The 23916-nt window shown below is 37.1% G+C and carries 27 protein-coding genes and 1 pseudogene; 10 read left to right on the top strand and 18 right to left on the bottom strand.

Annotated features, from left to right (window positions below):
• Positions 1-65 precede the first annotated feature (65 nt).
• Entirely contained in the window at positions 66-974 is a 909-nt protein-coding gene (gene fdhE, locus FE813_RS01300) for a formate dehydrogenase accessory protein FdhE (protein WP_139989169.1), read from the top strand.
• A 42-nt stretch (positions 975-1016) separates the two neighbouring features.
• Here fdhE and rimI read toward each other — a convergent pair whose 3' ends face one another.
• Genes rimI through FE813_RS01285 form a run of 3 tightly spaced genes read right to left on the bottom strand, consistent with a single transcriptional unit; the run spans position 1017 to position 2453 of the window.
• On the bottom strand, positions 1017-1457 hold the full coding sequence (rimI, locus tag FE813_RS01295) for a ribosomal protein S18-alanine N-acetyltransferase (protein WP_139989296.1): 441 nt from the start codon (positions 1455-1457) through the stop codon (positions 1017-1019).
• Between the two features lie 2 nt (positions 1458-1459).
• Positions 1460-1864 carry a DNA polymerase III subunit psi gene (gene holD, locus FE813_RS01290; RefSeq protein ID WP_139989168.1) on the bottom strand — a complete coding sequence of 135 codons (405 nt, stop codon included), beginning with the start codon at positions 1862-1864 and terminating at the stop codon, positions 1460-1462.
• A 1-nt stretch (position 1865) separates the two neighbouring features.
• A complete protein-coding gene (locus tag FE813_RS01285) occupies positions 1866-2453 on the bottom strand; it encodes a YdgH/BhsA/McbA family protein (protein ID WP_139989167.1) in 588 nt (195 codons plus the stop codon).
• A gap of 94 nt (positions 2454-2547) precedes the next feature.
• Here FE813_RS01285 and rsmC point away from each other — a divergent pair, with 94 nt between their 5' ends.
• Positions 2548-3540 (top strand): 16S rRNA (guanine(1207)-N(2))-methyltransferase RsmC, encoded by a 993-nt coding sequence (rsmC, locus tag FE813_RS01280; RefSeq protein WP_139989166.1) that lies wholly within the window; start codon positions 2548-2550, stop codon positions 3538-3540.
• A gap of 34 nt (positions 3541-3574) precedes the next feature.
• Here rsmC and FE813_RS01275 read toward each other — a convergent pair whose 3' ends face one another.
• Positions 3575-4132, bottom strand: coding sequence for a YtfJ family protein (locus FE813_RS01275; protein ID WP_139989165.1), 558 nt, complete (start codon positions 4130-4132; stop codon positions 3575-3577).
• A gap of 114 nt (positions 4133-4246) precedes the next feature.
• Between FE813_RS01275 and FE813_RS01270 the strand changes: the two genes are divergently transcribed.
• On the top strand, positions 4247-4573 hold the full coding sequence (locus FE813_RS01270) for a zinc ribbon domain-containing protein YjdM (protein ID WP_139989164.1): 327 nt from the start codon (positions 4247-4249) through the stop codon (positions 4571-4573).
• Between the two features lie 41 nt (positions 4574-4614).
• Here the strand turns inward: FE813_RS01270 and FE813_RS01265 are convergent, their stop codons facing one another.
• The gene (locus FE813_RS01265) at positions 4615-4962 is read right to left on the bottom strand and encodes a DUF496 family protein (RefSeq protein WP_065265242.1); all 348 of its coding nucleotides are present in this window, start codon (positions 4960-4962) and stop codon (positions 4615-4617) included.
• 189 nt (positions 4963-5151) lie between these two features.
• Between FE813_RS01265 and serC the strand changes: the two genes are divergently transcribed.
• The 3 genes from serC (at position 5152) to tpx (ending at position 7915) form a co-directional block, all read left to right on the top strand.
• Positions 5152-6234 carry a 3-phosphoserine/phosphohydroxythreonine transaminase gene (gene serC / locus FE813_RS01260; RefSeq protein ID WP_139989163.1) on the top strand — a complete coding sequence of 361 codons (1083 nt, stop codon included), beginning with the start codon at positions 5152-5154 and terminating at the stop codon, positions 6232-6234.
• Positions 6235-6299: 65 nt separating this feature from the next.
• Entirely contained in the window at positions 6300-7409 is a 1110-nt protein-coding gene (gene hisC / locus FE813_RS01255) for a histidinol-phosphate transaminase (protein WP_139989162.1), read from the top strand.
• An 8-nt stretch (positions 7410-7417) separates the two neighbouring features.
• Positions 7418-7915, top strand: a complete 498-nt coding sequence (gene tpx / locus FE813_RS01250) for a thiol peroxidase (RefSeq protein ID WP_048953743.1) — start codon at positions 7418-7420, stop codon at positions 7913-7915.
• 80 nt (positions 7916-7995) lie between these two features.
• Here tpx and smrB read toward each other — a convergent pair whose 3' ends face one another.
• Entirely contained in the window at positions 7996-8499 is a 504-nt protein-coding gene (gene smrB, locus FE813_RS01245) for an endonuclease SmrB (RefSeq protein ID WP_139989161.1), read from the bottom strand.
• Between the two features lie 129 nt (positions 8500-8628).
• Between smrB and prmB the strand changes: the two genes are divergently transcribed.
• On the top strand, positions 8629-9573 hold the full coding sequence (gene prmB, locus FE813_RS01240) for a 50S ribosomal protein L3 N(5)-glutamine methyltransferase (protein ID WP_139989160.1): 945 nt from the start codon (positions 8629-8631) through the stop codon (positions 9571-9573).
• A gap of 103 nt (positions 9574-9676) precedes the next feature.
• Positions 9677-10741 (top strand): MFS transporter, encoded by a 1065-nt coding sequence (locus FE813_RS01235; RefSeq protein ID WP_139989159.1) that lies wholly within the window; start codon positions 9677-9679, stop codon positions 10739-10741.
• Between the two features lie 59 nt (positions 10742-10800).
• Here FE813_RS01235 and cysB read toward each other — a convergent pair whose 3' ends face one another.
• The 7 genes from cysB to FE813_RS01200 all read right to left on the bottom strand — a co-directional run bounded on the left by cysB (position 10801) and on the right by FE813_RS01200 (position 17715).
• Positions 10801-11772: an HTH-type transcriptional regulator CysB gene (gene cysB / locus FE813_RS01230; protein ID WP_139989158.1), complete on the bottom strand. Its 972-nt coding sequence runs from the start codon at positions 11770-11772 to the stop codon at positions 10801-10803.
• 11 nt (positions 11773-11783) lie between these two features.
• Complete coding sequence (gene rluB, locus FE813_RS01225; protein WP_139989157.1) at positions 11784-12857, bottom strand: 23S rRNA pseudouridine(2605) synthase RluB; 1074 nt, start codon at positions 12855-12857, stop codon at positions 11784-11786.
• A 47-nt stretch (positions 12858-12904) separates the two neighbouring features.
• The gene (locus FE813_RS01220) at positions 12905-13528 is read right to left on the bottom strand and encodes an L-threonylcarbamoyladenylate synthase (RefSeq protein ID WP_005638700.1); all 624 of its coding nucleotides are present in this window, start codon (positions 13526-13528) and stop codon (positions 12905-12907) included.
• 134 nt (positions 13529-13662) lie between these two features.
• Positions 13663-14532 carry a succinate--CoA ligase subunit alpha gene (gene sucD / locus FE813_RS01215; protein ID WP_139989156.1) on the bottom strand — a complete coding sequence of 290 codons (870 nt, stop codon included), beginning with the start codon at positions 14530-14532 and terminating at the stop codon, positions 13663-13665.
• Entirely contained in the window at positions 14532-15701 is a 1170-nt protein-coding gene (sucC, locus tag FE813_RS01210; RefSeq protein ID WP_139989155.1) for an ADP-forming succinate--CoA ligase subunit beta, read from the bottom strand. The genes sucD and sucC overlap by 1 nt, the downstream gene beginning before the upstream one ends.
• Before the next feature lie 36 nt (positions 15702-15737).
• Entirely contained in the window at positions 15738-16829 is a 1092-nt protein-coding gene (rlmM, locus tag FE813_RS01205) for a 23S rRNA (cytidine(2498)-2'-O)-methyltransferase RlmM (RefSeq protein WP_139989154.1), read from the bottom strand.
• A complete protein-coding gene (locus FE813_RS01200) occupies positions 16822-17715 on the bottom strand; it encodes a transcriptional regulator GcvA (protein ID WP_118794398.1) in 894 nt (297 codons plus the stop codon). Before FE813_RS01200 ends, rlmM begins: the two co-directional genes overlap by 8 nt.
• Positions 17716-18190: 475 nt before the next feature.
• Between FE813_RS01200 and FE813_RS01195 the strand changes: the two genes are divergently transcribed.
• Positions 18191-19222: a branched-chain amino acid aminotransferase gene (locus FE813_RS01195; protein WP_139989153.1), complete on the top strand. Its 1032-nt coding sequence runs from the start codon at positions 18191-18193 to the stop codon at positions 19220-19222.
• Between the two features lie 65 nt (positions 19223-19287).
• Here the strand turns inward: FE813_RS01195 and FE813_RS01190 are convergent, their stop codons facing one another.
• A complete protein-coding gene (locus tag FE813_RS01190) occupies positions 19288-20541 on the bottom strand; it encodes a surface lipoprotein assembly modifier (protein ID WP_139989295.1) in 1254 nt (417 codons plus the stop codon).
• Positions 20542-20582: 41 nt separating this feature from the next.
• Positions 20583-21935: an energy transducer TonB gene (locus FE813_RS01185; RefSeq protein WP_139989152.1), complete on the bottom strand. Its 1353-nt coding sequence runs from the start codon at positions 21933-21935 to the stop codon at positions 20583-20585.
• Positions 21936-22061: 126 nt separating this feature from the next.
• On the opposite strand from FE813_RS01185, the gene FE813_RS01180 reads away from it, so the two are divergent.
• A complete protein-coding gene (locus FE813_RS01180) occupies positions 22062-22454 on the top strand; it encodes a helix-turn-helix domain-containing protein (RefSeq protein WP_118871324.1) in 393 nt (130 codons plus the stop codon).
• 109 nt (positions 22455-22563) lie between these two features.
• Here the strand turns inward: FE813_RS01180 and FE813_RS01175 are convergent, their stop codons facing one another.
• The 3 genes and pseudogenes from FE813_RS01175 to FE813_RS01165 form a co-directional block, all read right to left on the bottom strand.
• Positions 22564-22707, bottom strand: a complete 144-nt coding sequence (locus tag FE813_RS01175) for a hypothetical protein (RefSeq protein WP_139989151.1) — start codon at positions 22705-22707, stop codon at positions 22564-22566.
• A 77-nt stretch (positions 22708-22784) separates the two neighbouring features.
• A complete protein-coding gene (locus FE813_RS01170; protein WP_139989150.1) occupies positions 22785-23486 on the bottom strand; it encodes an MOSC domain-containing protein in 702 nt (233 codons plus the stop codon).
• Between the two features lie 264 nt (positions 23487-23750).
• A pseudogene (locus tag FE813_RS01165) lies at positions 23751-23861 on the bottom strand (IS1595 family transposase); the annotation flags it as partial.
• Positions 23862-23916 lie beyond the last annotated feature (55 nt).

The following is a 23916-nucleotide window of genomic DNA, read 5'->3' as shown; positions in this document are numbered from 1 at the left end:
CCCCTAGTATGAAAAAGTGCGGTTAAATAACCGCACTTTTTATTAGTGACAATCAAGAGTATCTTATGAGCATTAAAATTCTTTCAGAGGACGAAATTAAACAAAAAAAGAACGCTTATGATGTTCCACCTGTTTTATTTGCGAATCCTAAAAACCTTTACCAGCGTCGTGCAAAACGTCTGCGTGATTTAGCGAAAGATCATCCACTAAGCGATTACTTAAATTTTGCTGCAGATATTGTGGAAAGCCAACTTTCTACATTAGAAAAAAATCCTTTACCTGCTCATCCATTTAAACAGTTAAATGAAATTGAGCCCTTAAATGCAAAAACTTTTCAACGAAATAATATTTGGAGAGAATATCTTGCAGAAATTATTCACGAAATAAAACCTAAAGCTAATGAACAAGTATTAGCAACCATTGAACAGCTTGAAAAAGCATCATCTTCAGAATTAGAAGATATGGCAACTAAACTTCTTACTCAAGAATTTAACTTAGTAAGTAGCGATAAGTCTATTTTCATTTGGGCGGCCCTGTCCCTCTATTGGTTACAACTCACTCAACAAATTCCACATAATAGTCAACTGGAAAATACTGAAAATCTCCATCACTGCCCTGTTTGTGGCTCATTACCTGTCGCGAGTATTGTACAAATTGGTACATCACAAGGTTTACGTTACTTACATTGTAATTTATGTGAAAGTGAATGGAATTTAGTACGCGCACAATGCACCAACTGTAATGGCCACGACAAACTCGAAATGTGGTCATTAAATGAAGAGCTCGCACTTATTCGTGCCGAAACCTGTGGCGGCTGTGAAAGTTACTTGAAAATCATGTTCCAAGAAAAAGATCCTCATGTAGAACCAGTAGCCGACGATTTGGCTTCTATTTTCTTAGATATTGAAATGGAAGAAAAAGGTTTCGCACGCAGCGGATTAAATCCCTTTGTTTTTCCTGCAGAAAACGCATAAAAATATAGCCTAGGACAACATCCTAGGCTATATCATTTGTATCTATAAATAACGGGCCATCACTAAGGAATTTTCTCGTCCACCACTGGGTTTCGGATAATAATTTTTTCGAATATCGACTTCATTAAAACCAATTTTTTCATACAAGAAACGAGCGGGGTTAGACTCTCTGACTTCTAGCCATAAGGTCTGTACACCTTTTTCTTTCAACCGAGCGATTAACTCATTCAACAATAATTTCCCCAATCCATTACCTTGATGAGACGGTACAATAGCAATATTAAACAAAGTCGCTTCATCCAATACTGTTTGACAAATAACAAAACCGATAATCTGATTATTCTCAATTAATTTTAAATTGAGATAACGCTCCCCTTGATTATTTTTTAACGTACCAAATGACCAAGGAACCAGATGTGCTTGCTGCTCGATTTCATATAATCGGTCGAAATCACTGACTTCAATTTGAGAAATAATAGACATAATTAAGGCTGCTGAATTTGTTGCCACAACTCTCGTTTGGCTTGGTGATTAGATTGAAATTGTTGCCAACTTGGCGAACGATAAACGCGCTCAGCCGGCATGCAAAATGATAAAGTGCGGTCAATTTGACCGATATTTTCTGATAATAACCAATAATGAATAGGCCGCTTACATTCGATATGCTGGATTTGATCGTAATTCAAACATAAGCAATCTTCTTTTTTAAGATCAAGGCTGAGTAGTACATCCGCCAACAAAGGCGAGCCACTTATATTTTCATCAGAAACAGTGATAAAGCGAATATTCTCAGCAACACTAATTCCTACTGAACCTTGTAGCACCTCTGGACGATATAATGTCCACTGAGAAATGCCCATTTCTTGTAAAAGAAGATCGCGTCTATTCATATTAACGAACAATACTATCAAATGGATAATCAACTAATGCCTTAATAATCGCACGTTCTTCAGCCTGTGTAGGCTCTACTTGATATGAGGTATAACTACGATAAGCAATAATATTTTTATCTTTATGTACTAAAGCAACATAACGTTTAAATTTATCACTGGCACAAGCATAATAATCATGAATATCTGATTTCACAGCCTGTAACTGGCAAGTCTCTTTATTTTTGGCAAAATAACGTTCCGTAATAGCTTTCTCATGAGAAACATCAGTTAAATAGAATGTATCACTTAACACGGCTTTACGTGCCTCACTATTTTTACTTAATGCTAGACTCACAAAACGAGGATCGTCACCTTTTACCGCTTGTGTTTGTTTCACATATTTCTCACCATTGAATTCAATTTCGATACCTTTAGCTGAAATACGCTGAAACTGAGCATCTAACTTTTGTAATACTTCAGTTTGTACTGGTGTTAATACTGGCTTTGATACTTTAGATGCCTTTTGAGGCGTACCTTGAACAAGGTCAAGAACTTGACATCCAGATAGTAACGTTGCCATTAAAGCTGCAGAGAGAATTTTTTTCATAAAGGATTTTCCTAAAATAGTTTTAATCAATTTTTATTAATAATTTTGCTAAAATAGCGCGTAATTTTAACTAATAACCCACAGGATTCAAAGCGTGATTTCTCTAGAGAGCCAAGTTTTAGAACGACATCTTTCATTTTTTGATGGTAAATCAGTATTATTTGCTGGAGGTATCTCTGATAATTTTCCTCAAACATTAGTCTCTAAATGCCCATCAATCCAAATTTGGAGTTGCTATTTTGACTATGCAAGAACGCAAAGTGCGGTCAATTTTTCCGTTGAATTTCAAGGTAAAGCTAATTTAATCGTTTATTATTGGACTAAAAACAAACAAGAAGTCAATTTCCAACTCCTTCAACTATTCGCTCAAGCACCTATTGGCCAAGAAATATTAATTATTGGAGAAAACCGTTGTGGCGTGCGTTCAGTAGAAAAAACATTAGAACCTTATGGTGAAATAGCAAAAATTGACTCTGCTCGTCGTTGCGGTTTATATCATTTTTCACTACAAAACAAACCGCACTTTGAACTTAAAAATTTCTGGAAAACCTATCAACATTCTACGCTACAAGACTTAACTATATATAGTTTACCTGGGGTATTTAGTGCGGCGGAATTAGATACGGGCACAGAACTGTTACTTTCAACTATTGATAATAAAATAAAAGGAAAAGTGCTCGATCTTGGCTGTGGGGCGGGAGTAATTGGCTCTATGATAAAAAAACGCGCTCCTAACGCACAAATTACCATGACTGATATTCATGCAATGGCATTGGAATCAGCGCGTAAAACACTTTATGAAAATCAATTACAAGGCGAGGTTTATGCCAGTGATGTCTTTTCTGATATAGAAGGAAAATTTGATTTGATCATTTCTAATCCTCCATTCCATGATGGCATTGATACCGCCTATCGAGCAGTAACAGAACTCATCACGCAAGCAAAATGGCACCTCAATCAAGGTGGAGAATTACGCATTGTCGCCAATGCATTTTTGCCTTATCCCGAATTACTTAGACAACATTTCGGTGATTACGAAGTTGTTGCTCAAACAGGAAAATTTAAAGTGTATTCAGTTAGAAATTAACTACAATAAAGGCGGATTTTTTCCGCCTTTATCATTAATGAGTAAATTCTCTTACTAATGAAAGCACTGTCTGAATATCAGAGGCAGACAACTGGCCTTCCTTTACAAATTTTACTTTACCATTTTTATCTAATACGATAATCGCACTTTCTTTGGCATTTAAAGCCCATGCATTTTTTACCGCACTTTTATCATCTAACACGACTTGGCTATGTGGATTCTCAACCTTGCCTTTCTCCGCACTACTTTTCACAAACATTCCTGTACCAACAATAGCATCATCAGCATTAATAATTGTTGTGGTTTGATATTTTGCAGGATTAAAATGTGACGCCTTAATTGCATCAATCATTGCTTGATTTTTCTCTTTTGCTGAAGTTCTTCCCGCTAAATGATGCACGATTCTCACTTTTCCTGGTAGCGTAGAAGATGTCCAAGATTGGAATGCAATATCCTTTCCATTTAATACAATTTCCCCATAATCAGATACTTTCACAGCAGGTAACAATTGATCTATTTGTAAATTATGTGCAAACGTAGAACTGCTCAACATCGCTCCCCCCAATCCCAGCACTAAAAAATTTTTTTTCACGTAATTTCTCCAAAATTTTATCGAAAAAAAGCCCACCTTTGTTTATTTTGGCGAACTTGACATTTTTTGCTATACTCGCGCCCCTATTATATGCTAACCAAGAAGGAAAACCCAATGGATCAAATGCCTGCTTGTCCAAAATGCCAAAGTGAATACGTTTATCACGACACGGTTAATTTTGTGTGCCCTGATTGTGGTAATGAATGGAATAATAATGAACAAATTGAAACTGATGATGATCAACTCATCGTCAAAGATAGTAATGGTAATTTACTTACCGATGGTGATGATGTGCTACTCATTAAAGATCTAAAATTAAAAGGCTCATCAGAAGTATTGAAAAAAGGAACAAAATTCAAAAATATTCGCCTAGTTAATGGTGATCACAACGTAGATTGTGGCAAAATTATGCTTAAATCTGAGTTTTTGAAAAAAGCTTAATAAAAAAATAAACCGATTCTTATTCAGAATCGGTTTATCATTTAAGCGATTCCACCTGATTTCATCAATTCAGCATGTGCTTTTTTCTGTTCTTTCATCTTAGCACTTGTTTCTCTACGCTGCTTTGAAAGCTCTGCATTACGAATAGTGTAATCATCCACTCGTCCTTCATAATCATCTCGCATACTTTCAATAATTCCGCGCACTTCTTCAATGCTCATATCGTCACGAATATATTGATTCAAATTATCTAACAATAATACTCGTTTTTGGTTATCACGAATTTTACGGTTGTTGTCTTCCATATCACGTTTAATCTTATTCTTTAAACGATACATTCGGACATACTCCAACACATCCTGGAAAGATTGCTTATTTACATTTTCCATAATTACTCTCTTTTAAATAGACAAAGTGAACTTCACTAATTTAGCTTTTTTTCATCTATTCGTCAAAACCTTACCAATAACTTTTAACAACATTCCCCAAAATTGATTGATTTATTTAAAAAGCATTGATTATCCGCTTTTGTAGTGATAAAAAGAGACCAACATCATTCATAAAAATAAGGAAACACAATGTCACAAGTCTTTAATTTTAGTGCAGGTCCTGCAATGATTTTCCCAGAAGTTCTTCATAAAGCACAAAGTGAGCTCACAAATTGGCTTGATCAAGGGATATCTGTCATGGAAGTCAGTCATCGTGGCAAATACTTTATGGAGCTTATCACTCAAGCTGAAAAAGATTTGCGTAATATTTATCATATTCCTGATAACTACCGTGTCCTTTTCTTACAAGGTGGTGCACGTGGTCAATTTGCCACAATTCCAATGAATTTAATCGGGAAAAAAGGGAAAGCACTTTATTTAAATAGTGGGCATTGGTCTGCCACAGCAGCAAAAGAAGCGCGTAATTTCGGAGAAATTGATGAAATTACAATTGTAGAAAACGGAGACAAAACGCGTATTACTCAACTCGATTTTAGTGATATTGCGGAAAAATATGACTATGTTCACTATTGTCCGAATGAAACTATTAGCGGAGTTGAAATTTTTGATATTCCTAAAGTAGGAGATGCCGTATTAGTTGCAGATATGTCATCAAATATCCTCTCTCGCCAAATAGATATTAGCAAATTTGGGGTGATTTATGCCGGTGCACAAAAAAATCTTGGCCCAGCAGGGATTACATTAGTCATTATTCGTGACGATTTAATTGGTCATGCCCGCAAAGACACGCCCTCTATTTGGAACTATGCGGTGCAGCGTGATGCCGATTCAATGATAAATACGCCACCAACCTTTGCATGGTATCTATGTTCTCTAGTATTTAAACATATTCAATCAATAGGTGGCTTAGACATTATAGCTAAACGCAATACATTAAAAGCGCAAACGCTTTATAATTACATTGATTCAAGCAAACTATATAGAAATGTTGTTGCAAAAGAAAATCGCTCAACTATGAATGTGACTTTTATCACTGGTAATGCTGAACTCGATGCAAAATTTGTAGCTGAATCAACTGCAGCAGGCTTACAAGCATTAAAAGGACACAAAGTCCTTGGAGGAATGCGTGCATCTATTTACAACGCCATGCCATTAGAAGGGGTAGAAGCGCTGATTAAATTTATGAAAAAATTTGAAGCAGAAAATAGCTAATCAGAACAGGCTTAACGCCCGTTTCTATAATATCCACAATATGAATAAAAAAACGTATAAAAACAATGCAGTACATTAACATCGCCAATCAAGGGGTTAAATCCCTTTCACCTTACCAAGCAGGAAAGCCAATAGAAGAACTCGAACGTGAGCTCGGCATTTCAAATATTATTAAACTCGCCTCAAATGAAAATCCATTTGGCTTTCCCGAAAGTGCTAAACGCGCTATAAATGCACAACTAAATCAACTCACACGTTATCCCGATGCCAATGGTTTTGAACTCAAACAAACTATTGCTCAAAAATTTGGTGTTCAACCTAACCAAATTACACTTGGAAACGGATCAAATGATTTATTGGAACTCTTTGCCCATACTTTTGCTAGTGAACATGATGAAGTCATTTATTCACAATATGCCTTTATTGTCTATCCACTAGTCACTAAAGCAATTAATGCAGTAGCAAAAGAAATTCCCGCTAAAAATTGGGGACATGATTTAAACGGATTTTTAGCCGCTCTTTCTGATAAAACGAAGCTTATTTATATTGCGAATCCAAACAATCCCACAGGTAACTTTTTAACTGAGCAAGAAATCGATGCTTTTTTAGCGCAGATTCCTGCAACTGTCATTGTTGTGTTAGATGAGGCTTACACAGAATTTACCCAAAAAGAAGAGCGCATAGATTCTTTTAGTCTTTTAAAAAAATACCCTAATCTTATTGTTTCTCGCTCACTTTCTAAAGCTTATGGATTGGCTGGATTACGTATCGGTTACGCAGTATCTAATCCCGAAATTGCCGATTTATTAAATCGTGTTCGTCAACCTTTTAACTGTAATGCATTAGCATTAACGGCAGCAGTTGCCGTGATGAATGATGATCATTTTGTTGAAAAAGTGGCGGAAAATAACCGCTCAGAAATGATTCGCTATGAAACATTCTGCCAAAAGCACAACTTAGAATATATTCCTTCAAAAGGAAACTTTATTACGATTAATTTTAAACAACCTGCTGCACCAATTTATGATGCCTTATTATATGAAGGTGTGATTGTTCGTCCAATAGCAGGCTATGGAATGCCAAATCATCTTCGTATAAGTATTGGTTTGCCAGAAGAAAATGATCGATTTTTCACCGTACTTTCTAAGGTGCTACATCTCTCTCTCATAAAATAGGAGCTTTTATGACAAAAGTAACAATGATGGGTAATCCCATTGAAGTAAAAGGCCATTTTCCACAAAAAGGCGAAAAAGTAGAAAATGTACACTTTACAAATAAAGATCTAGCTGATGTAAGCTTAGGGGATTTTTCTGGTAAACGTAAAGTCCTTAATATTTTCCCAAGTATTGATACTGGTGTATGTGCAACGTCTGTACGAGTATTTAATCAAAGAGCAGCCACATTAGAAAATACTGTCGTACTCTGTATTTCAGCAGATCTCCCTTTTGCACAAGCACGCTTTTGCGGTGCTGAAGGAATTGAAAATGTACAAACACTATCAACCTTCCGCCATAAATCCGTACATGATACGTTAGGCGTTAATATCACTACAGGTCCAATTGCAGGATTAACTGCGCGTGCAGTCATTATTCTTGATGAAAATAATAATGTCATACACAGCGAATTAGTCTCTGAAATTAAAAATGAGCCGAATTATGATGCGGCTTTGGCTGTGCTATAACTTACATTAGCTAATTAAAATATCCCCTATTTGCAAAAACTAGGGGATATGATAAAGGTGCGGTAAATTTTCTTAATATTTTACACATCCACTAAAATCAAAATTGCGGCTTCACCGCCCCATTCTCTTGGCGCTTGATGTAATGCCCGCACTTTAGGATGTTGTACTAGCCAACGTGGAATTTGTTTTTTCAATGTAAAGGTGCCATAGCCCGTCATAATGCTGGCACAATCAATATGTTCATTTTCACAGGCCAGTAAAAGTGCGGCTAATTCTTGCTTAGCTTGTTCACGGGTTAAACCGTGTAAATCTAAAAATAATTCTGGGGAAAAATCTCCACGACGAAGTTGTTTTAATAAATGGGAATCTTCCCCATCACGTAAATATTTCACAACACCATCATTGTCATTCAGTAATGGCTCATATTCATCAGAAAAATAAAATAACGTATCTTCTTTTGCTCGTAATTCTTTCAATTCTATTTTTTTCTGATCACGTTTTGGGCGGTGGGCAACAAAAGTATCTTGTTTAATTGGCTTAATGCCTTTGGTTTCCGCACGGAATAAATCAAATTCGTCTTGCATTTTTTCTCATTAATTTCAAATTTTGCGTATCATATCATAGTTCTACATTCTCATCTGTGGTATAACTACGCCAAATTTTCATACCGAATTTTATGCTAACTTTTCTACTCACTTTTATGGAGAAATGCGATGGAAACCTCACATAACCAAGAATTAGTTGCAACTATCTTGGAAGATAATGTTGCAAACGAACTGCAAACCATCCAAGATTTTCTGCGTTGGACGTATAGCATTCTCAATCGTTCTGATATTTACTTCGGGCAAGGGCACGATAATCCTTGGGATGAAAGCCTGCAACTCGTTTTAAGTGGCTTACATTTACCCATTGATTTACCTACCGAATTATTTAACAGTCGATTAACCCCATCTGAAAAAGAAACCTTAGTTCAACTTATATTAACCCGAATCGAACAACGCGTACCGGTGGCATATTTAACAAATAGTGCTTGGTTCTGCGGTCACGAATTTTATGTCGATGAACGAACTATTATTCCGCGTTCTCCAATTAGTGCGTTAATTCAAGATCGCTTTGAAGATTTAATTTCACAAGAGCCGAATCATATTCTCGATCTATGCACAGGCAGTGGCTGTATTGCCATTGCTTGTGCTTATGCTTTCCCGAATGCGGAAGTGGATGCAGTCGATTTATCAGTTGATGCACTTAATGTCTCGGAGATCAATATTTCACGCCATCAATTAGAGCATCGTGTATTCCCGATTCAATCAAACTTATTTGAAAATATTTTGGGACAAAAATACGATCTTATCGTGACCAATCCACCTTATGTGGACGAAGAAGATCTCGCCGATATGCCAGAAGAATTCCATTTTGAACCAGAGTTAGCCTTAGGTTCTGGCCATGATGGCTTAAACATTACCAAACAAATTTTGAAACAAGCACCAGATTACTTAACCGAAAATGGTGTATTGGTGTGTGAAGTGGGCAATAGCATGGTGAGCTTAATTGAGCAATATCCAGATGTGCCATTTGAATGGGTAGAGCTTAAAAATGGCGGACTAGGCGTATTTGCTATTCAGCGTAAGGATTTAGTGAAATATCACGATCTATTTTAATCTTTCAAGTGTGGTGAAATTTTGATATCAATTTCAACCGCACTTATAAAACTTATGGCGCGCGTTATTCAACGCGTGCTTTTCTTTTTTATCATTTGACTCTATGAATTTACAAAAACTTTTACTTACTCGGCGTTTCTTTTCCACCCTTGCCTTTTTTTCTGTGCAAACGGTATTTCTGATTTATCTACAAAGTAAAGGATTGAGCAACAGCGAAATTGCCTTTTCTTTATCACTGCTCTTTTTCTCAAACCAAGCACTTTCCATTCTTGCCGGTATTTGGGGCGATCGTTATGGTTTAGCCAAAATGATGTTGCTCGGCTGTTTTTTAGATGTAATAGCTTATATTTTCTTTCTCTCAGCAGATAATTATTTATTACTTCTTATTGCGACCACTTGTTTTGGTTTAGGCAGTTGCTTATTTGGAACCAATGCCAAAGCGTGTTTACTTGTGTTGGCAGGCGATGAATACAAAGAAAAAACGCGCTTACAAGGGAAATATCTAAAAGTGACCTCCATGTCATCCATGTTTGCGCCGCTTTTAGTCATCCCATTTATTAAATACGAACATATCGACTTGCTCATTTGGGTCTGCTTTTCAATGGAAGCCGTATTATTCGCCTTAATGGTGAAGCCTTTCTATCAAATTCAAACCTTACAAACGTTGGTAAAATTTCGCTTTACACAAATCAAAGAAATTATTACAAAAGAGTTTCTCATGGTGCATTTAATGCTATTTTTACCTCTTGCCATTGCGAGCTCTTTCTTTGTCATTTTCCCATTTTTATTTAACAATAAACTTGGCATGCCTGAACATTCTCCGATAGCATTATTTGGCAACGGCTTACTCACCGTGCTATTACAAAGCTATTTTTCCCGAAAAATTAATTTAACAATCAAACAAGCGGCATGGGTTGCCCCTCTGTTGGCTATTGGAATTATCGTGCCTTGGTTTATCACCTTACATTATCTTTCCGTATTTTCAGCCTATGCCTATCTCGTCATTTTTACCGTCATTGAAGTATATGCCCTCACAGCGATGGCAAATTTATTAGTAAAATTTGATAATGGCACTAATCGTGGTTTTATTTTTGGCTCATCAAGATTATTGCTTTCCATCGCGACAGTTGGTGTGATGAACCTTATTCCAGTTCTATTTTTAGTATAAAAAAGAGCGGTTGAAATTCTTATTAAATTTCAACCGCTCTTCACACCATATAAATAAAATTATTTCACTTCTAATTCAATGCCTTCAAATAATCGCTTCACGGCATTGTTATCACGCAAATTCTCCGCCTTTTCAACAACAGGGCGCGTTAAGTGCGGCGAAAAATATTCCATAAAATCATACATATAATTACGTAAAAACGTACTATGTTTAAAAGCAATATTTGTCATACTGGCACGGAATAAATGACTCGCATCAATTGCAACAAGATCTTTATCAAGCTCAGTATGCGCCATTGATGCCATAATACCCACACCTAATCCTAAGCGCACATAAGTCTTAATGACATCCGCATCAGTAGCTGTGAATACAATATTAGGCAATATTCCTGCGCTATTAAAAGCATAATCTAGATCGGATACGCCTGTAAAACCAAAGGTGTAAGTAACAAGAGGATATTTTCCTAGTGCTTCAATCGTTAGTTTTTCTGCATTAACTAAAGGGTGATCTGGTTTTACAATGACGGAACGGTTCCACCAATAACAAGGTAATTGAATTAAATCATCATATAAATGTGGCGCTTCAGTTGTAATCGCCAGATCCACCTCACCGGACATTAACGCATCGTGGATTTGTGTTGGTGAACCTTGATGAATATGTAAACTCACATCTGGATATTGTTTAGAAAAACGTTCAACAACTGCAGGTAGCATATAACGAGCCTGCGTATTCGTTGTCGCAATACGTAGTACCCCATGATTAGGTTGCGTATATTCATCTGCTACCGCACGAATACCTTGGGCTTTCACTAATAACTCACGTGCAATCGCAACAATTTTCTTGCCAGCAGGTGTTACTGCCTTAATATGTTTGCCATTTCGCTCAAAAATCTCAAGTCCAAGTTCATCCTCTAACAGACGCACTTGCTTACTTATACCGGGCTGAGAGGTATAAAGCGCATTCGCGGCTTCTGTGACACTCAAATGTTGATTTACAATCTCAACAATATAGCGCAGTTGCTGCATTTTCATAAAAAAAGTCCTTATTTTTTATAGCGTTTGCTCAGTTCAGAATAACGTTTTACTGCTTTACGAATTTGTCCTGATTTTGGACGACGACGTGGTTGTGTAACATCTAATTTCGTTTCGGTTTCAGCCGGTAATCCCACAAGTTCACGCAAGTAATTGACGTTTTCAAGACCCATTTCTTCCCAGCCACCACGAGGCAAACCTTTCATCAGTTTGATATTGCCGTAACGAATACGAATCAAGCGACTAACTTGAATCCCTTGGGATTCCCACAAACGACGAACTTCACGGTTACGTCCTTCCATCAAGGTTACGTCATACCATTGGTTAATACCCACACCACCTGTAAATTTAATTTCTTTAAAGTTGGCAGGGCCATCTTCAAGCTGAACGCCTTTGCGTAAACGTGCCAACATTGCATCATCCACTTGACCAAATACTCGCACTGAATATTCTCGTTCCACTTCACGGCTTGGGTGCATTAGGCGATTTGCCAGCTCACCATCAGTGGTAAACAGCAACAAACCTGATGTATTAATATCTAAACGCCCTACCGCAATCCAACGAGATCCCGTTAAACGCGGCAAACGATCAAACACGGTCGCGCGCCCTTCTGGGTCACTACGAGTACAAAGTTCCCCCTCAGGTTTGTAATACATTAACACGCGACAAATTTCTTTTTGTGCGTGGCTAAGATTAATGATTTGGCTATCAATACGCACTTTCACGCCAGAATGTACGTCAATACGATCGCCTAAAGTCGCAATTTTACCCTCTACGCTCACTCGGCCAGCGGCAATCATCGTTTCAATTTCACGACGAGAGCCTTGTCCAGCACGCGCTAAAACTTTCTGTAATTTTTCGCCCTCTACTTTAGGTTGATTCGAGGCTTTTACAACAGGTTTCTCTTTTGGCTTAGATAAAAATTTGTTGTCAGAATTAACCGCACTTTTTTTCGTATTTGCCGTTTCTGCGCGTGCAGTACGAGACACTGAACGTCTATCATTTTTAGCTGAAAAATCACTTTTCTTTGCTGAATCTTTGGAAAAGTGCGGTTGTTTTTGAGTTTGTTTTTGACTAGGTTTCATTGTTTTCCTTAAATAATGGAAAGGTCGCTTTCACAAGCGTCTATAAGTTAAATAAAAGGAGCTGTACTTCCACTTCCTTCGCGCAAAATCACTGGCGATTCTTCCGTTAAATCCACCACTGTTGTAGGCTCTTGCCCTAAATATCCACCATGAATAATTAAATCGACTTGGTGCTCCAAACGATCTCGAATTTCCTCAGGATCAGATTGCGTGGTATGTTCTTCACCTGGCAACATTAACGAACAAGATAAAATCGGCTCGCCTAAGGCTGAAAGTAAATCTAAAGCGATCTTATTATCTGGTACGCGTAAACCTATAGTTTTACGTTTTGATGTCATTAAACGACGCGGTAATTCTTTCGTTGCAGTAAGAATAAAAGTATAACGCCCTGGCGTATTATTTTTAATCAAACGATAAGCGGTATTACTCACTGTTGCATAAGTTGAAAGCTCCGACAAATCACTACACACCAACGTAAAATTATGTCCTTCAGGCAATTTACGAATCGCTACAATACGATCCATTGCATGTTTATCGCCCATCATACAGCCTAAGGCATATCCTGAATCCGTCGGATACACAATCACTCCGCCTTTTTGTAAAATCTCTACGGCTTGATTAATCAAGCGCGCTTGTGGATTTTCAGGGTGGATATAAAAAAATTGGCTCATGTGTTTCTTCCTTAAAAAGTGTGCGCTGATTATAGCAGTTTTGCGCTCACTTTATAATGGCGAGCATATAAAAATAAAGGCGTAGAGAGTCAATCTACGCCTTGTCAAACTAAAGTGCGGTTAATTTTCTTAAATTATTTTAATACCTTTCTCAAGGCTGCACCAATTTCAGCTAGACTTTTTACACAAGTCACACCTGCAGCCTCAAGCGCTGCAATTTTTTCTGCGGCAGTGCCTTTTCCTCCACTAATAATGGCACCCGCATGCCCCATCCGTTTGCCTTTTGGCGCAGTAATCCCAGCAATATAAGCTACCACTGGTTTAGTGACGTTATCCTTAATGAAGGTTGCCGCTTCTTCCTCTGCGGAACCGCCGATCTCGCCAATCATCACAATGGCTTCTGTTTCGGGATCTTGTTGAAATCTTTCAAGAATATCAATAAAACTCGAGCCGGGAATAGGATCGCCCCCGATACCCACACAAGTAGATTGTCCAAAGCCTTCATCTGTAGTTTGTTTTACCGCTTCATACGTTAAAGTACCAGAACGAGAAACAATCCCCACTTTGCCTTTTTTATGTATGTGTCCTGGCATGATGCCGATTTTACATTCATCAGGGGTAATCACGCCTGGGCAATTTGGTCCAATCATCACAATGCCTGTTTCATTTAATTTTTGTTTCACCTTAAGCATATCCAATGTAGGGATGCCTTCAGTAATACAGACAATTAACTTAATCCCTGCATCAATGGCTTCAATTATGGCATCTTTACAAAATGGTGCGGGTACATAAATGACTGTCGCTGTTGCTCCCGTATTTTCGACAGCTTCACGAACCGTATTAAATACAGGCAAACCAAGATGAGTGCTTCCACCTTTATTTGGTGATACGCCACCGACTAATTGCGTTCCGTAGGCTAATGCTTGTTCAGAATGAAAAGTCCCTTGTCCACCAGTAAAACCTTGGCAAATCACTTTGGTATTTTTATCAATTAAAATCGCCATTAGTGTTCTCCTTTTGCTGCATTCACGGCTAATTCTGCGGCTTGTTGTAAACTGTGCGCGGTAAGAATATTAACGTCGCTTTCCGCTAAAATTTGGCGACCGATTTCAGCATTCGTTCCTTCTAATCGCACAACCACAGGCACTCTCACGCCCACTTCATTTACTGCAGCGATCACGCCTTCAGCAATCAAATCACAACGAACAATGCCACCAAAAATATTCACTAAAATCACCTTCACTGAAGGATCGGTTAAAATGATTTTGAACGCTTCAGCAACCCGCTCTTTCGTTGCACCACCACCCACATCAAGAAAATTCGCAGGCTTACCACCATAGAGTTTCACAATATCCATGGTGCCCATTGCAAGCCCAGCCCCGTTTACCATACAACCAATATTGCCCTCTAAAGCCACATAGTTTAACTGGAATTTTTCAGCTTCTGCTTCACGGGCATCATTTTGAGTTAAATCTTGCAGTGCCAATAAATCTTTATGGCGAAATAAAGCGTTATCATCAACAGATATTTTGGCGTCTAGACAAACCAAATTGCCTTGTTTAGTTAGAACAAGCGGATTGACTTCCACTAAAGATAAATCTTTTTCTAAAAACAAACGAGACAACCCCATAAAAATATCGGTAAACTGTTTGTTTTGCGTACCACTTAACCCTAATTTAAACGCCAATTCACGGCCTTGATAAGGCAATCCTCCAAATAAAGGATCAATGGTGACTTTGTGGAGTAAGTGCGGTGAATTTTGCGCGACTTCTTCAATATTCATTCCACCAGCAGGAGAAGCAATAAACACTACTTTTTGAGAGGCGCGATCAACAACCGCACTTAAGTAAAATTCTTTATCAATATCGCAAGTTTCTTCAAAATAAATCTGGTTTACTGGCTGACCCGATTTATCCGTTTGAAAAGTGACTAAACGTTGTCCTAGCCATTTTTCTGCAAAAGCTCTTGCTTCCTCTACATCGTGCACTAATTTAACGCCACCCGCTTTACCACGCCCACCAGCATGAACTTGGCATTTCGCCGCCCACTTATCGCCTGAAAGTTGAGCTAGTACCAAATCTACTTCATCACCAGATTGACAGACTGCCCCATTTTTTACGGGTAATCCATAATGCTCAAATAGTTGTTTTGCTTGGTATTCGTGTAAATTCATTCGCGACGTCCTTTTTGGTTATGAAAAACAATTCACTCAAGATTTTAATGCTATATGTACCGTGATTTCTTCACGATCGTGATATAAATGTTTTGCTTGAATATCAAAATTCAAATTCTGCTCCGCCAACATAACGGCCAAGTTTTCTAAACATAATACAACTTCCTGATAACGTTTTTTCATGGGTAATTTTAAATTGAAGATCGTTTCTCGGCACCAACCATTCAACAACCATTTGCCAATCAATAACGAAATACGACTTGGTTGTTCCACCATGTCACAGACTAACCAATCCACTTTTTTCTTTTTGGGAGGCTGAAATTTAAAACCATCTTCCGCGCAATGTTCAATGCGCCCCGTATCATGCAAACTCGCTGCCATTTTTCCGTGATCAACGGCATAAACAAATAAACCTCGTTTGACTAATTGATACGTCCAACCGCCAGGGCAAGCCCCTAAATCAACGCCAATCATATTTTCATTTAAACGTTTATTCTCTTCTTTACGCGGAATAAAAGTCAAAATAGCTTCTTCGAGTTTTAACGTAGAGCGACTCGGCGCATCTGCCGGGAATTTTAAACGAGGGATTCCCATAAAATATGGAGAATGGTTATCCACATAAGAATATCCCACATAGCAACAATTCGGTTTTACAAAAAAACAATGTAAAAATTGACCGCTCTTTTGAGTTGCTTTTGCAGAAAGCCAACCTTGTTTTTTCAATGCCTGACGTAAAGGCACAGTAAATTTACGACAAAAAGTGGAAAGCTCCTTCGCTTCATTTGTGTCTGCAGTTTCGACAAAAAGCTCGCTAGATTGAGCAAAATTAACTTGTTGTGATAATTCTTCAAACGCCGCCACGATGGGACTAATACGATCAGCAGGATCTAAATCTTCCAATAAATCAGAAACCACAACCATCTGACGAGCAAAAATCAAACGATTAAAAGGAATGTCTCGCGCAAGGCAATCTGCCTCATCAGGTTGATAACATTCAAAAATGACATAGCCCGAATTATCTTGTACTCGTGCAAAACCAAATACACCTAAATTACTTGCTTGATCGGTAATCTCTGCGGCGACTTCTTTCTCAAAACCTGGGCGACAATATAATGCGAGTTTATTCATTTTCTTTTTGTTTAATTGAGTTAATAATCCACTGACGGAATGCTTGAATTTTTTGGTCATCAAGGCGATCAAGATGATTGACCACATAAAATGATTTTGGATCAGACAAATTGGTTGGCAATACCACTTTTAAAGAGCCATTTTCAATTTCTTGCAAGGCTAATAAGCGATTAGCTAATACAATGCCTTGCCCATGAATCGCAGCCTGTAATGCCATGAATGTATGGCTAAATAACGGCCCTTGCTGAATATTTAAATCATCTAACTGTAAATGATTTGCCATCGCTTGCCAATTATCACGCGTATGAATATGAATTAATGTGTGTTTTTTTAAATCTTCAGGCTGAATAATTGGATTTTCCGCTAGCAATTCGGGCGAGGCTAAAATCAATAAATTTTCTCCGCCAAGACGATCAACTTGTAGATTCTGCCAATTACCCAAACCATAATAAATAGCAAGATCAATTTCTTTATTTAACAAGCCTTCATCTTGATCCACACCAGTTAAACGAACCTCAATTTGCGGGTAAAGCTGATTAAATTCACTTAAATGTGGCACAAGCCATTGGATACCAAAAGTTTGTGGTACGCTAATATTTAAATGCGGATCCGTTTTTAACGTTAACAATCGCTCTGTTGCTTCATTTAAGCGGCGCAGAATTTTATTAATATCAACAAAATATGCTTTTCCAAGCTCTGTTAATTCTAAAGAACGATTCTTTCGCTTAAATAATTCAATTCCTAAGAACTCTTCTAATAATTTAATTTGATGACTAACTGCCGCTTGTGTGACACAAAGCTCATCTGCCGCTTTCGTAAAACTTAAATAGCGAGCAGCTGACTCAAAAGCTTTTAGCGAATTCAACGGTGGCAAACGTTTATACATAAGTATTTCCATTCATAAAATTTTTGTCTATAATAGACAAGATTTAATTCGGATTAGTTTTTCTAATACTTCAAATAAAAAAACGTCATTTGTCCTTTCCTACCCTTTTCCTTACAATACAACCATACTTAATGATTGGTAATTCCTTACTAGTTAATGAGTTTCGGACTTAAGTATGATGTTGTGTTTGCATATAGTTCGGGTAACCGAACTTGAGTAACAAATATGTTACTCATTTACTTCCTGTATATTATTAAACCGATTTGGTTAAACGCTGCTCTGATTGAGTGGCGTTTTTTTCATCCCGATTTTAGCATAACTATATCTTTATTTCCTGCCCTGTTTCCAAAATTTCCTTATTCCTTTTTAATTGGCTAAAAATTGCATAATTTCGAGAATTTATTATTTAAATCACTTCGGGAATGGTGTAGATTAAACGGTATTTCATTCAAAAAAATAATATTAAGGAAGCAAAATGAAAGACTTAGACTGGAATAACCTTGGTTTTAGTTATATCAAAACAGATTATCGTTTCATTGCTCACTGGAAAGATGGCAAATGGGACGAAGGCAAACTCACCACAGACAATACCTTACATATTCACGAAGGTTCTACCGCACTTCACTACGGTCAACAATGCTTTGAGGGCTTAAAAGCTTATCGTTGCAAAGACGGCTCAATTAACTTATTCCGTCCACAAGAAAATGCAAAACGCATGCAGCATACTTCAGATCGTTTACTCATGCCACAAGTGCCAACAGAATTATTTATCCGTGCATGTAAAGAAGTAGTGAAAGCAAACGAAGAATGGGTCGGACCTTACGGCTCTGGCGCAACCCTATATTTACGTCCATTCTTAATTGGCGTAGGTGAAAACATCGGTGTGAAAGCTGCGCCAGAATTTATTTTCTCTGTATTCTGCTGCCCAGTTGGAGCCTATTTCAAAGGTGGTTTAACACCATCTAACTTTATTACCACCGAATACGATCGCGCAGCACCAATGGGAACAGGTGGCGTAAAAGTGGGTGGTAACTACGCTGCAAGCCTTCTACCACACGTATTAGCAGCAGAACAAGGTACGCCAGAACGTAAATTCGCTGATGCCATTTATTTAGATCCAAAGACTCACACCAAAATTGAAGAAGTCGGTGCGGCAAACTTCTTTGGGATCACCAAAGATAATAAATTCATCACACCAAAATCAGAATCTATTTTACCAAGTATCACCAAATACTCTCTTTTACATATCGCAAAAGAGCGTTTAGGTATGGAAGCAATTGAAGGCGATGTTTATATCGATCAGCTAGATCAATTTGCTGAAGCTGGCGCTTGTGGTACTGCTGCGGTCATTTCACCTGTTGGCGGAATCCAACATAAAAGCAAATTCCATGTGTTCTATTCTGAAACTGAAGTTGGCCCAGTAACACGTCGCCTTTATGAAGAACTCACTGGCATCCAATTCGGTGATGTCGAAGCGCCTGAAGGCTGGATTGTGAAAGTTGAATAATCTTTCCTGAAATAAAAAAGCGATAACTCACCTAAAAGTTATCGCTTTATTTCTTTATAAAATAACTAAAAGTCCTTTTCTACTAACACCTGCATATATTTTTCTGAATAAGAAAACATTGAAGGAATGTTACTCTCTTGTTTTTTCCAACGGAATTGAACTTTCGGCGTAAAACCTAAATACTGCCAATCTTGTTTCCAAAGCGTTAAATTTAGCGAATAGATTTTATCTCGACGAATTTTATTTAATGGCAAAATTCCACCAAGAGAAGCTAAATCCTTATACTGTTTCAACGCAATAGAGCCATTAATTTGACTTGCAATTGCATAACCCCAATTTTTCCGCCAACCTATTCTCAAGGCTTTCATATCATTACTATATTGTTTTATACGAGTGCTTTCTCGAATAAAATCCGAACCTAAGTAATAATAACCTTTATCAGATGGCTGCCAAATAAAGGTTACAGAAGCTAACTTAATTGTTCCATTACGATCTGCTTGGGTAAAATAACGTGGCTGACTTAATTCAAGTGCGGTTGAAATCTGCCAATTTTTTAAAAGATTTAAACTATATTCCGCTCTAGCACCATTTGCCCAGTTATAACGATGTCCACCCAACCATTGTCTCTCATAAAACGGTTTTAACACCAATTTATATTTAGCATTTTGATATTGATAGCCCAAATAAGTGCGGTTAGTAATTTCATCATAATCGTGATTATCCCAATAATTTTTGCTATACAGGTTATTCGCAAAATGCAGATAATGCGAACCCTCAATGTTCCAATTTTTCTGAGCATCAAAATAATAAGAAAAGCCGTGTGCCGATTGTGGCAACATATCATCATTTTTCACAAAGCCTGTGTTTTCAATATGTCGCTCATTAGACGTATTATTCACATTCTTTGTTTGTAAATAATTCCCGCCTAAGGAAAATTGCCAACGTTCTCGGTTTTCAATTGCTTGCAAATAATTTTGAATTATTGACCGCTCTTTATCATTTAAATTTGCTTCCGTTTGCAATGCCTGAAAAGCCTTTTTAGCATTATTGTTTTGATAATCTAAGAATAATAATCTTGCTTGTCTTATTTTGGCGTAATTAACCAATCTTAGATTTTTCTCAGGAAAGCTTTGATAAATCGGTAACAAACGATCTACTAAATCCATTCGATCAATACTTAGCATATCTGAAAGTAATTTTTCAGTAGTTTTAGAATCTTTTTCTAAATCGGAAATAGAATAAGTTATTTCTTGTTTTTCATTAGCAAAAATATTGCAACAAACACTTGAGACTAAAATAAAAAGAAGTATGTTTTTCATCATATTAAAGAAATAAGGCTCTATTGCTAGAGCCTTTAGAATTATTGTTTATATAAAGTTTTAGATCCGCTTACTTTTATATTTTTATCTGATGAAGAGGTATTATATCTGAAATCTACACTCTCTCCATGAGATGAATCAGTGCTACCGTTATAGAAACCTGATAGGTTTTCAGCTTTTAACGTTTCTGTCAAAATTTTCCCTGTTGTTTCTCCATTAAATGTCATCCAATTATTGCTCTTATATAAGGTAGCCTCTTTAAATTCAAGTTCAGTTTGAGCTTTTTTAACATTATCTGATGAATAAAGATTAAAGGCAGCAGAACCGTTGATTTTTTTATTATCAAAATCAGCATTTAAAATGACATAACTTTTTCCATCAGCTTTTGAAGAAATGTGATAACCATTAATCTCGCCATAAGCATCTACATTTTGAGAGAAATAAGTTGCCTTACCTTTTAAGTTAGAGCCATAACCAAATATTGAAGACTCTTCAAATTTTGGCACCGCAGGCAATTTATCCCAAACCACTTCTTTGGGCGTATTTTCAGTTGTAGGAGTTACAACAGGAACTGTAATTGTTTCCGAAGGTTTAGATGATTCAACTTTTGGGGTTGTTGCCGTTTCCAGAGGTTTAGCAGGTTCAACTTTTGAAGTTGTTGCTGTTTCCGTAGGTTTAGCTACTTCAACTTTTGGGGTTGTTACTGTTTCCGAAGGTTTAGCAGGTTCAACTTTTGGGGTTGTTGGTTGTTCTCTTTGCACTTCAGAAACTTTTTCACCATTAAATACACCATTAACTGCATAGCGAACATCTTCGTGTGATTTTGCCTCTAATTTACCTGAGATTTTTTCACCACGCTGACCTGAAATTTGACCTTGGTAAGAGCCTTGAATATTAATTTTATCTCCATCATTAGAAAGTACACCAGATGCTTTACCGTTAAAAGCTAGTACACTATTTTGATTTGTTAAAGTCGTATTTTCTAATTCTACAGTTGCATAATTACCTTCTTCGTGCCTTGTAATAACTTGGCATCCGACATAATTACAACCACGATGACGAGCACGAGAAGTTGTATAAGTTCTGTAATTAGCACTTTTATCAAAATTCACCTCACCCACGATATTATTCTTTGTGAAGTCCGCAATGAAATTAACAGTCCCGCTTCGTGCATCACCCATAACACTACTTTGAGCTTTGTCTAAAGCACCAGAATACTTAGCTTGACCAGGTAATTTCTCCATTTCAATTTTAGTAACAGGCGTATTTACTGGCATATTTGTTGATGAATTAGTAGCTCCATTATTACCGCTATTACCACCACCTGAACCACAAGCAGTTAATCCCACCATTACGGCTGTTGCTAATAATGATCTAGTAAATGTCATTGTCATAAAAAAGTCCTCAAGATTGGATAAATTTTGCGTAAATGTTATACTTAACCCCAATTTTTCACCACAAACGAACAGTGGCAAAAACTTATCTGCCACTACCTAAAACCGCACTTTTAAGGAAACAAGATGGAAGTCCACGATAAAATTCGCGTAATGAGAGAAATCAATCAATGGTCGCAAGAAGAAATGGCGGAGAAACTTTCGATGTCACCGAATGGATATGCCAAAATTGAGCGTGGACAAAGCAGTATTAATTTAGATAAATTACAGCAAATTGCGAATGTATTTAATATTGATATGGGCGAATTAATTACTTGTAAGGATAGATCAATTTTCTTTGCAGTAGGCGGTGATAATTCTTATAACTTAACTAACAGTCATTTCGGTACTAATGAAGTATTAACAGCTGAAAATGAAAAATTAAATAGTTTACTGGCAATGAAAGATACGTTATTAGCTCAAAAAGATGATGAAATTAAGGCATTAAAAGAGATTATTGAGTTGTTAAAAGCAAAATAAAATTGTGAAATTTTATTGATAACCGCAATAAGCGCGAAAACTAAAAAATCTAAATAATAAAAGCCTATCTACAATTCTGTAAGATAGGCTTCTTTATAACCGCACTTTTTTATTGATTCAATCCCCATTGGCGAGAATCTTTATCAAATTTAACACCTGAATGCGAACCTTCCGCCCCATTAAAATACACATCTTTATTCGCACAAGCTGAAACAACCAATGCAGCCGCGACCACTAACAACCATTTTTTCATGACTTATCCTTTATTGAAAATTGAATGATGGAAAAATTATAGCATAAATTTAAACTTTGCCTGACTTTCTATCCTCATTAAAATTCAGGTGTATTAAAAAAGGCACTTTGTGAAGAATCTTGAGCCAGTTTATCTGCTTGCTTACGCAAAGTGGTTTTATAGCCCTCCGCTAACACATTGCACTGTAAGGTTTGTTCTAAAAAGGCTTTATTTAAAGTATTGGCTGGTTTTGAAAGCAATTCATGCACTGCCATCACAGTTAATGCTGGATAAGGACGTTTAACCAAGACCAGTTCATCATCTTGATGAATTTCACCCGCCTCTAATACACGCGCATACCATCCCACTAACCCCGTTTCCACCACCACTTTTCGTGTTTCTGGTACATTCGTATTTTGAGATAATGTATTACACGGCTTGCGAGGTTGGCAAACTTCAATTAACGCTTCGCCAATACGAAACTGATCACCAATACAAACATTATTTTCATCCAAATCAGACACCACAAAATTTTCACCAAAACGTGAATCTTGTAAATAATCATACGACAAAGCCAAAAGTGCGGTCAGTTTTTCTAAACTTTTTTGCCCATTGAAAAAAATAGCTTTATCAACCCCACCATGATGTTTAATGTTCGCGACTTCATCCCCAACAGGGCCCAAAAATTCAACCCGAATGTGCGATACCGAATGTTTACGAATAGCCGTTGTAATTTGTTTACCATCAGATAACGTGAGCACGCTCGCTTTGGCGGCTTTCACGGCTAAAATTTTGCTCATTTATATTACTCCAAGTTTTATCTAAGCCTTATTCCCAAATTTTATCATGAACCATCATTTCTTTAACATATTACAGATAAAAAAGCGCCCTACATTTGCTGGGCGCTTCACTTACTTTAGAGATTTATTATTGTTATTAGATTACCATTGGTATCCGTATGCTGCACCAACCATCGCATCTTTTTTACTAAAATACTGATATCACAGAAAGTGAAGATAATGTTGAAACTATTTTTGATGCGCCTTTGCCCTTTACATAAGTAAAGTGGCTTTATTTATATTTGCTAACGCAGTTGCGGTTCGAGCTGTCATATCTACCACAAATAGATAAATAAGTTTATTTTGTTTATGCTGACTTAGGCGACTTTTTCTCATTTGTCTATCTTAGCCTAAATAGAGTTTTTAGTCGTTATCTAGGACAACCCCTTAA

This window comes from Haemophilus seminalis, from assembly GCF_006384255.1.
GTDB classification, from domain to species: Bacteria; Pseudomonadota; Gammaproteobacteria; order Enterobacterales; family Pasteurellaceae; genus Haemophilus; species Haemophilus seminalis.
The sequence above is the reverse complement of the archived record's forward strand: the minus strand, read 5'-3'. Positions and strand labels throughout refer to the sequence as shown.

What these genes read in the sequence shown, in the direction of transcription:
- fdhE (WP_139989169.1), top strand. Translation starts at nt 66, where the DNA reads ATGAGCATTAAAATTCTTTCAGAGGACGAAATTAAACAAAAAAAGAAC.
- rimI (WP_139989296.1), bottom strand. Translation starts at nt 1,457, where the DNA reads ATGTCTATTATTTCTCAAATTGAAGTCAGTGATTTCGACCGATTATAT.
- holD (WP_139989168.1), bottom strand. Translation starts at nt 1,864, where the DNA reads ATGAATAGACGCGATCTTCTTTTACAAGAAATGGGCATTTCTCAGTGG.
- FE813_RS01285 (WP_139989167.1), bottom strand. Translation starts at nt 2,453, where the DNA reads ATGAAAAAAATTCTCTCTGCAGCTTTAATGGCAACGTTACTATCTGGA.
- FE813_RS01270 (WP_139989164.1), top strand. Translation starts at nt 4,247, where the DNA reads ATGGATCAAATGCCTGCTTGTCCAAAATGCCAAAGTGAATACGTTTAT.
- FE813_RS01265 (WP_065265242.1), bottom strand. Translation starts at nt 4,962, where the DNA reads ATGGAAAATGTAAATAAGCAATCTTTCCAGGATGTGTTGGAGTATGTC.
- serC (WP_139989163.1), top strand. Translation starts at nt 5,152, where the DNA reads ATGTCACAAGTCTTTAATTTTAGTGCAGGTCCTGCAATGATTTTCCCA.
- hisC (WP_139989162.1), top strand. Translation starts at nt 6,300, where the DNA reads ATGCAGTACATTAACATCGCCAATCAAGGGGTTAAATCCCTTTCACCT.
- tpx (WP_048953743.1), top strand. Translation starts at nt 7,418, where the DNA reads ATGACAAAAGTAACAATGATGGGTAATCCCATTGAAGTAAAAGGCCAT.
- smrB (WP_139989161.1), bottom strand. Translation starts at nt 8,499, where the DNA reads ATGCAAGACGAATTTGATTTATTCCGTGCGGAAACCAAAGGCATTAAG.
- prmB (WP_139989160.1), top strand. Translation starts at nt 8,629, where the DNA reads ATGGAAACCTCACATAACCAAGAATTAGTTGCAACTATCTTGGAAGAT.
- FE813_RS01235 (WP_139989159.1), top strand. Translation starts at nt 9,677, where the DNA reads ATGAATTTACAAAAACTTTTACTTACTCGGCGTTTCTTTTCCACCCTT.
- cysB (WP_139989158.1), bottom strand. Translation starts at nt 11,772, where the DNA reads ATGAAAATGCAGCAACTGCGCTATATTGTTGAGATTGTAAATCAACAT.
- rluB (WP_139989157.1), bottom strand. Translation starts at nt 12,857, where the DNA reads ATGAAACCTAGTCAAAAACAAACTCAAAAACAACCGCACTTTTCCAAA.
- FE813_RS01220 (WP_005638700.1), bottom strand. Translation starts at nt 13,528, where the DNA reads ATGAGCCAATTTTTTTATATCCACCCTGAAAATCCACAAGCGCGCTTG.
- sucD (WP_139989156.1), bottom strand. Translation starts at nt 14,532, where the DNA reads ATGGCGATTTTAATTGATAAAAATACCAAAGTGATTTGCCAAGGTTTT.
- sucC (WP_139989155.1), bottom strand. Translation starts at nt 15,701, where the DNA reads ATGAATTTACACGAATACCAAGCAAAACAACTATTTGAGCATTATGGA.
- rlmM (WP_139989154.1), bottom strand. Translation starts at nt 16,829, where the DNA reads ATGAATAAACTCGCATTATATTGTCGCCCAGGTTTTGAGAAAGAAGTC.
- FE813_RS01200 (WP_118794398.1), bottom strand. Translation starts at nt 17,715, where the DNA reads ATGTATAAACGTTTGCCACCGTTGAATTCGCTAAAAGCTTTTGAGTCA.
- FE813_RS01195 (WP_139989153.1), top strand. Translation starts at nt 18,191, where the DNA reads ATGAAAGACTTAGACTGGAATAACCTTGGTTTTAGTTATATCAAAACA.
- FE813_RS01190 (WP_139989295.1), bottom strand. Translation starts at nt 20,541, where the DNA reads ATGAAAAACATACTTCTTTTTATTTTAGTCTCAAGTGTTTGTTGCAAT.
- FE813_RS01185 (WP_139989152.1), bottom strand. Translation starts at nt 21,935, where the DNA reads ATGACAATGACATTTACTAGATCATTATTAGCAACAGCCGTAATGGTG.
- FE813_RS01180 (WP_118871324.1), top strand. Translation starts at nt 22,062, where the DNA reads ATGGAAGTCCACGATAAAATTCGCGTAATGAGAGAAATCAATCAATGG.
- FE813_RS01175 (WP_139989151.1), bottom strand. Translation starts at nt 22,707, where the DNA reads ATGAAAAAATGGTTGTTAGTGGTCGCGGCTGCATTGGTTGTTTCAGCT.
- FE813_RS01170 (WP_139989150.1), bottom strand. Translation starts at nt 23,486, where the DNA reads ATGAGCAAAATTTTAGCCGTGAAAGCCGCCAAAGCGAGCGTGCTCACG.